The sequence below is a fragment of the Bradyrhizobium sp. Leo114 genome (assembly GCF_055229415.2).
The window spans coordinates 287,923-299,600 of record NZ_JBUYEN020000002.1 but is presented as its reverse complement, the minus strand read 5'-3'; the positions used below and the strand labels follow the sequence as shown (position 1 = coordinate 299,600).

General features: G+C 63.3%; 10 protein-coding genes. 9 read left to right on the top strand and 1 reads right to left on the bottom strand.

What is annotated here, in order from left to right:
- The first annotated feature begins 84 nt into the window (after positions 1-84).
- The 9 genes from ACZIRK_RS03670 to ACZIRK_RS03630 all read left to right on the top strand — a co-directional run bounded on the left by ACZIRK_RS03670 (position 85) and on the right by ACZIRK_RS03630 (position 10,021).
- Complete coding sequence (locus ACZIRK_RS03670) at positions 85-939, top strand: outer membrane protein (RefSeq protein WP_130227924.1); 855 nt, start codon at positions 85-87, stop codon at positions 937-939.
- Between the two features lie 184 nt (positions 940-1,123).
- Complete coding sequence (locus tag ACZIRK_RS03665; RefSeq protein ID WP_028163854.1) at positions 1,124-1,948, top strand: outer membrane protein; 825 nt, start codon at positions 1,124-1,126, stop codon at positions 1,946-1,948.
- 78 nt (positions 1,949-2,026) lie between these two features.
- Positions 2,027-2,617: a glutathione S-transferase family protein gene (locus ACZIRK_RS03660; protein ID WP_130227923.1), complete on the top strand. Its 591-nt coding sequence runs from the start codon at positions 2,027-2,029 to the stop codon at positions 2,615-2,617.
- A gap of 17 nt (positions 2,618-2,634) precedes the next feature.
- Positions 2,635-3,105 carry a GNAT family N-acetyltransferase gene (locus tag ACZIRK_RS03655; protein ID WP_028163852.1) on the top strand — a complete coding sequence of 157 codons (471 nt, stop codon included), beginning with the start codon at positions 2,635-2,637 and terminating at the stop codon, positions 3,103-3,105.
- A gap of 237 nt (positions 3,106-3,342) precedes the next feature.
- Positions 3,343-3,531, top strand: a complete 189-nt coding sequence (locus ACZIRK_RS03650; protein WP_028163851.1) for a hypothetical protein — start codon at positions 3,343-3,345, stop codon at positions 3,529-3,531.
- A gap of 78 nt (positions 3,532-3,609) precedes the next feature.
- Positions 3,610-4,782, top strand: coding sequence for a phosphoserine transaminase (locus tag ACZIRK_RS03645; RefSeq protein WP_130227922.1), 1,173 nt, complete (start codon positions 3,610-3,612; stop codon positions 4,780-4,782).
- A 126-nt stretch (positions 4,783-4,908) separates the two neighbouring features.
- On the top strand, positions 4,909-6,498 hold the full coding sequence (serA, locus tag ACZIRK_RS03640; RefSeq protein WP_130227921.1) for a phosphoglycerate dehydrogenase: 1,590 nt from the start codon (positions 4,909-4,911) through the stop codon (positions 6,496-6,498).
- Positions 6,499-6,831: 333 nt separating this feature from the next.
- Positions 6,832-8,004: a thiolase family protein gene (locus ACZIRK_RS03635; protein ID WP_130227920.1), complete on the top strand. Its 1,173-nt coding sequence runs from the start codon at positions 6,832-6,834 to the stop codon at positions 8,002-8,004.
- 343 nt (positions 8,005-8,347) lie between these two features.
- Complete coding sequence (locus ACZIRK_RS03630) at positions 8,348-10,021, top strand: mucoidy inhibitor MuiA family protein (RefSeq protein ID WP_130227919.1); 1,674 nt, start codon at positions 8,348-8,350, stop codon at positions 10,019-10,021.
- Positions 10,022-10,175: 154 nt separating this feature from the next.
- On the opposite strand, the gene ACZIRK_RS03625 is transcribed toward ACZIRK_RS03630, so the two are convergent.
- Positions 10,176-11,531, bottom strand: a complete 1,356-nt coding sequence (locus ACZIRK_RS03625; protein ID WP_463326967.1) for an esterase-like activity of phytase family protein — start codon at positions 11,529-11,531, stop codon at positions 10,176-10,178.
- Positions 11,532-11,678 lie beyond the last annotated feature (147 nt).

The window sequence follows — 11,678 nt, the reverse complement described above, 5'->3', positions numbered from 1 at the left end:
TAAGCATTTAGTGCCATCGTCCGGCCGTGGGTTTTCAGACGTGAGGCTTCCCTGCTCGCCTCACTGGCCAAAAGGACGAAGCCAATGCGTTGCGTTAAATCTCTCTTTGCCGCTGGTGCGGTCTCCTTGATTTCCTCGGTGGCATTCGCCGCCGATATGCCGATCGCGCCGCCTCCGGCCTATGGACCGCCGCCGGTAGAAGATTTCGGCGGCTGGTATCTGCGCGGCGATATCGGCTTCAGCAATCAGAGCGTGAAGGAAGTGCGCAACGGCAACAACGCCTTGTACGCGCCGCTGCTCTCCTTGAACCAGCAGACCGGCTTCGACACCGGCGGCATCTTCGGTCTTGGTGTCGGTTATCAGTTCAACAACTGGTTCCGCGCCGACATCACCGGTCAGTATCGTGGAAGGACGAATTTTCACGGACAGGATCTCGTGACCTATCCGCTTGGCGGCGGAGTTATTGGCGCAGGGTCCGACAACTACAACGCAAGCAAGTCGGAATGGCTTGTCCTTGCCAACGCCTATGTCGATCTCGGCACCTGGTGGTGCGTGACGCCGTTCATCGGCGCCGGTGTTGGCGCAGCGCGCGTGACCGTCTCCAATTTCACTGATCAAGGTCTTGCCGATTTCTCACCCGGCGTGATTGCGCCGGGCTTTGCGACCGCCGCTTCGGCTTCCAAGTGGAATTTCGCATGGGCGGCGCATGCAGGTCTTGCCTACAAGGTCAGTCCAAACCTGACGCTCGAAGTCGCCTATAGCTACGTCGACCTCGGTTCGGGACTGACCGGACCCGTGACGACGTTCCAGGGCTTCACGACCAACAATCCAATGAACTTCAGGGATATCACCTCGCACGATCTCAAGCTCGGCGTGCGCTGGAATCTGGACAGCCCGCAGCCGGTCTACGCACCGCCGCCGCTGGTGCGCAAAGGTTAATACGAACCTTCATCGGTTAACGATTGCAAACGGCGCGGGATGCTCCCGCGCCGTTTTCGTTTTGTGGAAAGCGCGGCCATCACGCGGAAGATTGTGGCAAACGCGGCGCGTGACAACCATTGGTTAAGGTTAACGAGCGATGATCGTCTCCGGGTTTGGTTAAGTCGATTTGGGGGCGTGTGCGATGCGTAGGTTTCTGCTGGCGGCGGCAATGTGTGGCGCGGTGACGAGCGCAGAGGCCGCCGATCTTCCCGATCTCCCGGTGCTTCGCGGCAGCTTCACCGATGGGCTGACAACCTCCAGAGCTTACTGGGAAGGTCTCTACATTGGTGGCCAAGCCGGCTACGGATCGTCCGATGCCAATTTCGACAGCAAGCCGTCATCTTTGATCTCCTCGCTGATTTCCGACAACATCGTCCAGCAGATGGGCGTTGCGCAATGGAATCTCGGTCTCGGAAAGCAGACGGCGCGTTCGTCCGCATACGGAGCCTTTGTCGGATACAACTGGCAATGGAGTGACGTCGTGCTCGGCCTGGAGGCGAGCTACGTGCACGGCAGCTTCGGCGGCGCGGCCAGCGCCAGCAAGGAGCTTGTGAGCGGCGCCCCTCTCACCGACACCCGCTACCATGACGTCGGAGTCACCTCGGCGTCCTCGATCTCGATCTCGGACATCGCGACGTTCCGGGGGCGCGCAGCCTATGCGTTCGGATGCTTCCTACCTTATGCGTTCGGCGGCTTCGCGCTAGGCAAGGCCGACATTTCGCATAGTGCACTCGTTACGGACGCGGTGAGTGCCGATCCGTTTGGACCTTTCAGGCCGTTGATGCCATTGCGCGCGACCGATGCCGTGCACAATCACCTGATCTACGGCTACACGGCCGGCCTTGGCATCGACATCAATCTGGTCGGGGGCCTCTTCATGCGCGCGGAATGGGAATACATCCGCTTCACCACAACGGTCGATACCAACATCAACACAGTGCGCGCCGGTCTCGGCTACAAATTCTAGGCGCATTTGTGCCCCATGTGTTGACAGCTTCTGTTTCCACTGGTGCTCTGTCATTCGGGAGCAGGACAGCAGCCAGCCATGAAAATCTACGGTGACGACAAATCGGGCAATTGCCTGAAGGTGAAATGGGTGTGCGATTACCTCGCGCTGCCCTACACATGGATCGACGTCGACATCCTCAAGCAGGAGACGCGCAGTGCGGACTTCCTGAGCATGAACAGCGCCGGACAGGTGCCGACGATCGTGCTCGACGACGGCCGCGCTTTGGCGCAGTCCAACGCCATCATCCGCTATCTCGCCCGTGGCAGCGACCTCATCCCGTCAGATGATTTCGCCGCCGCGAAGATGGATGAGTGGCTGTTCTGGGAGCAATACAGCCACGAGCCCTATATCGCCGTGTGCCGGTTCCAGATGCGCTATCTCGGCAAATCCGCTTCCGAGCTCGATCCGGAGAAGGTCAAGCGCGGCCATGCGGCGCTGGCGCGGATGGAGCAGCAGCTTGCGCTGACGCCGTTCCTGGCCGGCAAGGCGCTCTCGCTCGCCGATGTGGCGCTGCTTGCCTACACGCGGCTCGCGCATGAGGGCGGCTTCGATCTCGGCGGCTATCCCGCGCTTCGCCGCTGGATTGGCGAGGCCGAGAACTCACTCGGGCTTGTGCCAGCACGCTAATTTTTTCGGAACACATCATGGCAACTGCGTCCTCGATCACGATCCGCCGCGCCCGTCGCGACGATGTTCCCGTCATCGTCGGCATGCTTGCGGATGATCGGCTTGGCAGCGCGCGCGAGCGGATCGAGGATCCCTTGCCTCAATCCTATTTCGCCGCGTTCGAGAAGGTCGATCGCGATCCGAATTTCAAGCTCGTGGTCGCCGAGGACGCTGACGGCGCAGTGGTCGGCTGCCTGCAACTATGCATCCTGCCGGGCATAAGTTCGCAAGGCGCCTCGCGCGGCCTGATCGAGGATGTGCGCGTTGCAACCCACTGCCGCAGCCGCGGCATCGGCGAGCAGATGGTGCAATGGGCGATCACTGAAGCGCGCGCGAGCGGTTGCATCCTCGTCGAACTGCTGACGCATCACACCCGCACCGACGCGCAGCGCTTCTATGAACGGCTTGGATTTCAACGCAGTCATATCGGCATGACGATGCGCTTCTGACTTGCGCCAAGCTGCGCGGGCAAGATCGCTGATCGCAGTGGTAGTCGTCGCTCTGCGTTCCGGTTAACAAGCGATAAACTACGCCGGCCTCCGTAATTTTACGGCCGGGAACGCTGCTGCTAGTTACGCGTCTCCCAGCGGCAGAACATGATCCGCAAGAGATCATGATCAAGCAAAGATCGAACGCGATGCCGGTCCAAAGTCTTCGCGTTCTGGGACAGCTTGGGGATATTTCAGATGAAGCGATATTCAATCGTCAGGGCGGGCAACGAATACATCGTGCAGGCCGATGAAAAGAGCATCATGAGAGTCTCCAGCCGGCGGAAGGCCGTCAAGCTGGTGAACGATGCGGCCGGACTGCTTGATCAGGCGCCATCGCCCGACGAGGCGCCATCAATCGCCTGTGATCATCAGGAAGTTCCTTGACGAGTCTTTACCCTTCCACTATCTCCGGCGGCGGGAAACCTCTCCCCACCGAGAGGCAGCTATCTGGAAGGGTAGATCATGACTGCAGCGAAGCCCGCTTCGCGGCCGAACGTGCCGCATTTCTCCTCCGGCCCCTGCGCCAAGCGCCCCGGCTGGACTCCCCAAAATCTCAAGGACGCCGCGCTCGGCCGCTCGCATCGCGCGAAGATCGGCAAGGCCAAGCTCAAGCAAGCTATTGAGCTGACGCGCGAAGTGCTGGAGGTGCCGGCCGACTACAAGATCGGCATCGTGCCAGCCTCCGACACCGGCGCTGTCGAGATGGCGCTGTGGTCGCTGCTCGGTGCGCGGCCCGTCACGACGCTGGCCTGGGAATCGTTCGGCGAGGGCTGGGTCAGCGACATCGTCAAGGAACTGAAGCTCAAGGACGTTACCAAGCTCAACGCCGGCTATGGCGAGATCCCGGATCTCTCCAAGGTCGATCCGGCAAGTGACGTCGTCTTCACCTGGAACGGCACCACCTCTGGTGTCCGCGTGCCGAACGCCGACTGGATCAGCGCGACCCGCGAAGGCCTCACCATCTGCGACGCGACCTCGGCGGCATTCGCGCAGCCGCTCGACTGGCCGAAGCTCGACGTCATCACCTTCTCCTGGCAGAAGGCGCTGGGCGGCGAGGCCGCGCATGGCATGCTGATCCTCTCGCCGCGCGCGGTGGAGCGGCTCGAGACCTACAAGCCGGCCTGGCCGCTGCCGAAGATCTTCCGCATGACCAAGGGCGGCAAGCTCAACCAGGGCATCTTCGAAGGCGAGACCATCAACACGCCGTCGATGCTCTGCGTCGAGGACTATCTCGATGCGCTCGACTGGGCGAAATCGATCGGCGGCCTGAAGGCGCTGATCGCGCGCGCCGACGCCAGCACCAAGGTGCTCGCCGACTGGAAGGCGCGGACGCCGTGGATCGATTTCCTGGCCAAGGATCCCGCGATCCGTTCCAACACCTCGGTGTGCCTGAAGATCACGGATCCCGCGATCACCTCGCTCGCGCCGGACCTGCAGGCCGACTTCTGCAAGAAGCTGGTTGCCCTGGTTGAGAAGGAGAATGCGGGCTTCGACTTCGCGCACTATCGCGATGCGCCGGCAGGCCTGCGTATCTGGTGCGGCGCCACCGTGGAAGCCAAGGACGTCGAACTGCTCACGCAGTGGATCGACTGGGCCTTCGCTGAGACCAAGGCCTCGCTGCCGAAGGCCGCGTAAGTAACGTCACCTCTTCATCGTCATGGCCGGGCTTGACCCGGCCATCCATCACGAAAAGAAGATGGATTCGCGAGGCAGGTTCGCGGGTGACGCCATCAGTGCATCGTCCATCGAGGGACCACTCCCATGAGCAAACCCAAAGTTCTCATTTCCGACGCCCTGTCGCCCGCGGCCGTGCAGATCTTCAAAGATCGCGGCGTCGAGGTCGACTTCCAGCCCAATCTCGGCAAGGACAAGGAAAAGCTCGCCGAGATCATCGGCAACTATGACGGCCTCGCGATCCGCTCGGCGACCAAGGCGACCGCCAAGATCATCGAGAAGGCCACCAGGCTGAAGGTGATCGGCCGCGCCGGCATCGGCGTTGACAACGTCGAGATCCCGGCGGCGACGGCCAAGGGCATCATCGTGATGAACACGCCGTTCGGCAATTCGATCACGACCGCCGAGCACGCGATCACGCTGATGCTGGCGCTCGCTCGCGAGATCCCGCAGGCCGATGCCTCGACGCAGGCCGGCAAGTGGGAGAAGAACCGCTTCATGGGCGTCGAGATCACCAACAAGACGCTCGGCGTGGTCGGCTGCGGCAATATCGGCTCGATCGTCTGCGACCGCGCGCTCGGCCTGCGCATGAAGGTGATCGCCTTCGATCCGTTCCTGTCGCCGGAGCGCGCCAAGGATATCGGGGTCGAGAAGGTCGAGCTCGACGATCTCTTCAAGCGCGCCGATTTCATCACCCTGCACACGCCGCTCACCGACAAGACCCGCAACATCATCGATGCCGCAGCGCTTGCGAAGATGAAGCAGGGCGTCCGCATCGTCAATTGCGCCCGCGGCGGCCTCGTCGACGAGCAGGCACTGGTCGACGCGCTCAATTCCAAGCATGTCGCGGGCGCCGCCTTCGACGTGTTCTCCGAGGAGCCGGCGACCTCGAACATCCTGTTCGGCCATCCCAACGTGATCTGCACCCCGCATCTCGGCGCGTCCACCACGGAAGCGCAGGAGAATGTCGCGCTGCAGGTCGCCGAGCAGATGTCGGATTATCTGCTCACCGGTGCGATCTCCAACGCCATCAACTTCCCCTCGATCACGGCCGAGGAGGCGCCGAAGCTGAAGCCGTTCATCGAGCTCGCCGAGAAGCTCGGCTCGTTCGCCGGCCAGCTCACCGAGAGCGGCATCGTCAAGACCCAGATCACCTATGAGGGCCATGTCGCCGAGATGAAGATCAAGGCGCTGACCTCGGCGGTGCTGTCGGGCCTGCTGCGGCCGATGCTGGGCGACGTCAACGTCGTCTCCGCGCCTGTCGTTGCCAAGGAGCGCGGCATGGTGGTCGACGAGGTGACGCGCGCCGCGCAGAGCGACTATGAGAGCCTGATCACCGTGACCGTGACGACGGAGCGGCAGGAACGCTCGGTGTCCGGCACCGTCTATCACGACGGCAAGCCGCGGCTGGTCGACATCAAGGGCATCCGCGTCGACGCCGAGTTCGGCAAGTCGATGATCTATGTGACCAACGAGGATAAGCCGGGCTTCATCGGCAAGTTCGCAAGCCTGCTCGGCGACGCCAAGATCAACATCGCGACCTTCCATCTCGGCCGCGTCGCGCAAGGCGGCGACGCGATCGCGCTGGTCGAGGTCGACGGCCCGGTGCCGGCGGACGTGCTCGCCAAGGTGCAGGCGCTGCCGCAGGTCAAGCAGGTCAAGGCGCTGGTGTTCTGAACGCACGAGGTGCCAATTGCCGCGCCCTCGCCCCTTGTGGGAGAGGGCAGCTCCGCCGTCAGCACCAGACTCATTCGGGTGAGGGGTTGTCTCCACGAGCGCCGTCGCCCGTGGAGACAACCCCTCATCCGTCGCGCATTGCATGCGCGACACCTTCTCCCACAAGGGGAGAAGGGAAGGCAGTCCCGCCGCTAGATCCAGATATTCCGACCTGCGGAACATGACGCCGCCTCCGGCATCGGAGGCGGCGTTTGTCGTTTGGCACCCGACAAAATCCGTGTACGAATGGGCCAAGACCGGTCATCAGGCCGTCCGAACAAGGGAGAAAACACAATGCGTGAAGCCGTTATTGTTTCCTATGCACGCACGGGGCTGGCGAAGTCCGCCCGCGGTGGGTTCAACATCACCCCGCCGATGTCGCTGGCGGCGCACGCCATCAAGCATGCCGTCGAGCGCGCCGGCGTCGACAAGGAATATGTCGAGGATTGCTATCTCGGCAATTGCGCCCACGGCGCGCCCAATATCGGCCGTCAGGCCGCGCTGCTCGCCGGCCTGCCGAAGTCGACCGCGGGTGTCTCGGTGAACCGCTTCTGCTCCTCGGGGCTGCAGACCATCGCGATGGCCGCCAACTCGATCCGTTCCGATGGCGCCGAATGCATCGTCGCCGGCGGCGTCGAGAGCATCTCGATTCCCGGCGGCGGCACGCCGAAGGAATCGGTCGATCCGGAGCTGCTCAAGACCGCGCCCGACATCTTCATGGCGATGATCGACACCGCCGACATCGTCGCCGAGCGCTACAAGCTGAGCCGCGAATATCAGGACGAGTTTTCGCTGGAGTCGCAGCGCCGCATGGCGGCCGCACAGCAGGCGAACAAGTTCAAGGACGAGATCGTCCCGATGAAGACCCAGATGAAGGTGGTCGACAAGGTGACGAAGGAAGAGAGCATCAAGGACTATGTCGTCGACCGCGACGAGTGCAACCGTCCCGACACCACGATCGAGGGTCTCGCGAAGCTCGAGCCGGTGAGGGGCGCCGGCAAGTACATCACCGCCGGCAATGCCAGCCAGCTTTCCGACGGCGCCGCCGCCGTGGTGCTGATGGAAGCCAAGGACGCTGAGAAGCGCGGCCTGCAGCCGCTGGGCCGCTTCGTCGCCTGGGCGACCGCCGGCTGCGAGCCGGACGAGATGGGCATCGGACCCGTGTTCGCGGTGCCGAAGCTGTTGAAGCGCCACAGCCTGAAGATCGACGACATCGATCTCTGGGAGCTCAACGAAGCCTTCGCCAGCCAGTGCCTCTACTGCCGCGACCAGCTCGGCATCGATCCCGAGAAGTACAATGTCAATGGCGGCTCGATCGCGATCGGCCACCCCTTCGGCATGACCGGCGCGCGCCTCACCGGCCACCTGCTGCAGGAAGGCCGCCGCCGCAAGGCCAAGTGGGGCGTCGTCACCATGTGCATCGGCGGCGGTCAGGGCGGCGCCGGGCTGTTTGAAATCTATAGCTGAGAACGGCTTCGGCTGAACGCGAGATGAACCAAAGCACGGCGCCCCCAAGCGCCGTGCTTTTTTTGTGGGCCGCGCTCTCCCCTCCCGTCATTGCGAGCGCAGCGAAGCAATCCATTGCCAGCCTCGAACGCGGACGGATGGATTGCTTCGCTGCGCTCGCAATGACGGGGGAGGGATTAGCGCGCAACTGGATACCGCAGGTTTGTGGTCTCCATCTTTGTGGCACCCCAATCGAACCGGTTTCTTTCTCGCTGCGTCTCACCACCGATGGGGGTGTGACATCAGCCACTGTCCGGCAGTGCCGACAGGCTGAAGTCTGCGCGCTATGCAGGAAAGGAATCCAATGCGTTTGATTGCCAATTGTCTTGTCACCACCAGTCTGGTGCTGGTCACCGCGCTTGCCGCTTTGCCGGCGCGCGCGGCTGACATCGATGCATCTTCGACGGTGGATGCGGTGACCGTCTATCCCGATGGTGCGAGTGTCACCCGCGTCATCACGCTCGATCTGCCGTCCGGCGACAGCACGCTGGTCGCCAGGGATTTTCCGCTGTCGCTCGATCCATCCTCGCTGCGCGTTGAAGGCGACGCCGACGGCAAGCTGACGATCGGCTCGATCGACGCGCGCCAGCCGCGCGCGGCGCCGCCGGTCAACCTGCCCGAGCTCGACAAGCGGATCGAGGCGCTGAAGGACGAGCACGCCAATCTGCAAGGGGCGATCGACGCCGCCAGGGCCCGCCGCCAGTTCGCCGCGCGTTTTGCCGAAGCCGCCCCGGTCGGCATCGGCGAGAAGGGCGAGGCGCGGCCGCTGTCCGAATGGCGCGCCGCTTTTGCTGCCGTTTCCGAGGAGATCGCGATCGCCGATACCGCGATCCGCGAAGCCGAGCGCAAGCAGCGCGATCTCGACCGCGAGATCGCGCGGCTGGAATCCGACCGCGCCGCCAAGCCGCCAAGCAAGCTCGAGGTCCGTATCGACCTCGCCGCCGCGACTGCTGCGAAAGCCACCCTGCGCGTCACCTATTCGGTGCGCAATGCGCGCTGGGCGCCGATCTACGACGCGCGCCTCGATACCGCCGCCAGAGATCGAAAACCCTCGCTGGAACTGGTGCGCCGCGCCGAGATCACGCAGTCGACCGGCGAGGACTGGTCGAACGTCGCGCTCGGCGTCTCCACCGTGCGCATTGCCCGTGGCGACAGCGCGCCCGAATTGAATTCGCTGCTCGTGCAGTATCCTCAGCCTCCGCGCCCGGTGCCGCTGTCAAGCGCCGTGCCGGAGCTGGCGCGGCCGGCGACCGCACTGCGCTCGGCGCCAGCCGCGAAGGCCGCCGAGGCGTTCGATGCGCGCGAGCGCGCCGACGAGCAGCAGGCCGTGGCCGAGATCGGCGACTTCCAGGCCACCTTCAAAATCCCCGGCCGCGTCAGCCTCGGTGCCAGCGAGGGAGCCAAGAGCCTGCGCATCGGAAGCAGCGGGATCGCGCCCGAGCTGACGATCCGCGCCGTGCCGGTGCTCGATCCGACGGCGTTCCTGGAGGCGAGCTTCAAGCAGGCCGAGGACGCGCCGCTGTTGCCCGGCCGCGTCGCGATCTATCGTGATGGCGTCTTCGTCGGGCGCAGCAAAATCGCGTCCGCCGGCAAGGGCGAAACGGTGCGGCTCGGCTTCGGCGCCGACGACAAGGTCAAGGTCGAGCGCTCGGTGGTCAAGCGCAACGAGGGCTCGGCGGGTCTGATCGTGACGACATCGAAGACCGACGAACGCGCGTTCAAGACCAGCATCCGCAACGGCCATGATTTCCCGATCCGCGTCGCGATCGAGGATCAGCTCCCGGTCAGCGAGAGCGAGGAGATCGTGGTCGAGATGCTGCCGCAGACCACGCCGCCGACCGCGACCAATCTGCGCGACAGGCGCGGCGTGCTGCAATGGACGTTCGATGCGAAACCAAGCGAGCTGAAGGAGATCAACTTCGCCTGGCGCATCCGCTGGCCCAAGGACAAGGGCGTCGTGATGACGCCGGCAGGGTAGGTGGTTCTTACCTCGCCCCGCTCTTGCGGGGAGAGGTAAGATTGCGAAGCAATCCGGGTGAGGGGCTCTCTCCGCGAATACATCTGCCACCGTAATCGTGGAGAGAGCCCCTCACCCAACCCTCTCCCCGTGAAGAACGGGGAGAGGGAGTCACTCACTTCGCCTTCAGGAACTCACCCACTTCCAGCAGCACGAACTCGTTGTCGTCGGCCTTGTTAGGATCGCGGCTCGAGGAGAACGGCAGGTTGTTGTCGTTGCCGACGATGATGTGGGTGTCGTCGACCTTGTCGACGTTCTCGATGGTGAAGAACGGAAAGGTCAGCACGCCGTCATTGAGCGGCTTCTTCGCCTTCTTGTCGGGATCGCGGATCTTCATCAGGTCGATATAGGCGACCTTGCGCACGGGCTTGCCGACATTGGCATCCGAGAGCTCGACCTTGTAGACGCGCTTGAACTTGGCGAGATCGGGGAAGCAGTTCTCGCCGCGCTGTCCCTGCGGGCACGCCTTGTCCGCGGTGCCCTCGCCATTGTCGCGCTCGATGATCAGGCCTTGGATCGGGTCGATCATGTTGAAGTCGCCGATGGCATTGCCGTTCTGCTCGAACACATAGTGCCAGTAGCGGCCGGTGAATTTCTCGTTCGCGACGTCGAACTCGAGGATGCGAGAGGCTTCCTTGCCGTCGACCTTCTCCCAGTCCTTCTTCTCGGCATCCCACAGCGGGCCCTCGAGCAGGCCGTACAGGAACTTGCCGTCCTTCGAGGAGGCAAAGCCTTCGTAGCCCTTGGAGCGGCGCAGGTTGACGGTGGTGTAGCTGGCGCCCGGCGCGCCCGGCGACTGCACCGACCAGTGATCGGGCGAGCGCACCGGCTTGCCGTCGGCGATGCTGTCGAACACGGCCAGCACCTTGCCGGTCTTGTCAGCCTTGATCACGTAGGGCCCGAACTCGTCGCCGATCCAGAACGTGTCGCCGATGATCTGGAAGCCTTCGGTGTCGAAATCGGCGCCGGTGAGATAGCGCTTGGCAGTATCCTCATGCACGATGCGGAACGGCACCTTCTTGTCGGGGTCGTGCAGGAACACGGTTTCCTGACGCTCGATCTTGCCGCTTGTCCAGTCGATCTTGTGCCGGTTCAGGTACAGCATCGAATCGGCTGAGTTGTAGCGCGAGCCCATGCCATTGTCGGTGAGCACCCAGAACGTGCCGTCCGCCATCACCTTGATGCCGGAATGGCCCTGCAGCGGCTGGCCCTTGAACGGCAGCGAGACGCCGGTCGGCCGCTCGTAGGACTTGCCCATCACGGTGCCGGTGGCGTCGACGCGGCGGCCGGTGGTGTATTTGCCCGAGGTCTTGAGATCGTTTGGTGCATCGGCCGGCGCGTCGATGAAGCTTTCCGCCGGAAGCACGGCGTGGCCCTTGAGGGTCGCCGGATATTCGCCTTCGCCCTGCGCGAAGGCGGCTCCCGAGAGCAGCACGATGGACGCGACGGAGCAAAGCAGTGATTTGCGCATGTTGATCTCCCCTGAAGATAAACGCGGCGGAGTTCTGGGAGGCGCGTGTTACATGGCGCTGACAGTTTTGTGACGGCTAGAGCATATTCGGTTCTGATGGAATCAGAACCGAAGCTCTAGATTCTTGTCTTGACGCGTTTCTTCACG

Excerpts from the sequence above, each read along its gene's own strand:
- ACZIRK_RS03665 (WP_028163854.1), top strand. The coding sequence starts at position 1,124 with ATGCGTAGGTTTCTGCTGGCGGCGGCAATGTGTGGCGCGGTGACGAGC.
- ACZIRK_RS03635 (WP_130227920.1), top strand. The coding sequence starts at position 6,832 with ATGCGTGAAGCCGTTATTGTTTCCTATGCACGCACGGGGCTGGCGAAG.
- ACZIRK_RS03625 (WP_463326967.1), bottom strand. The coding sequence starts at position 11,531 with ATGCGCAAATCACTGCTTTGCTCCGTCGCGTCCATCGTGCTGCTCTCG.
- ACZIRK_RS03630 (WP_130227919.1), top strand. The coding sequence starts at position 8,348 with ATGCGTTTGATTGCCAATTGTCTTGTCACCACCAGTCTGGTGCTGGTC.
- ACZIRK_RS03650 (WP_028163851.1), top strand. The coding sequence starts at position 3,343 with ATGAAGCGATATTCAATCGTCAGGGCGGGCAACGAATACATCGTGCAG.
- ACZIRK_RS03660 (WP_130227923.1), top strand. The coding sequence starts at position 2,027 with ATGAAAATCTACGGTGACGACAAATCGGGCAATTGCCTGAAGGTGAAA.
- ACZIRK_RS03655 (WP_028163852.1), top strand. The coding sequence starts at position 2,635 with ATGGCAACTGCGTCCTCGATCACGATCCGCCGCGCCCGTCGCGACGAT.
- ACZIRK_RS03645 (WP_130227922.1), top strand. The coding sequence starts at position 3,610 with ATGACTGCAGCGAAGCCCGCTTCGCGGCCGAACGTGCCGCATTTCTCC.
- ACZIRK_RS03670 (WP_130227924.1), top strand. The coding sequence starts at position 85 with ATGCGTTGCGTTAAATCTCTCTTTGCCGCTGGTGCGGTCTCCTTGATT.
- serA (WP_130227921.1), top strand. The coding sequence starts at position 4,909 with ATGAGCAAACCCAAAGTTCTCATTTCCGACGCCCTGTCGCCCGCGGCC.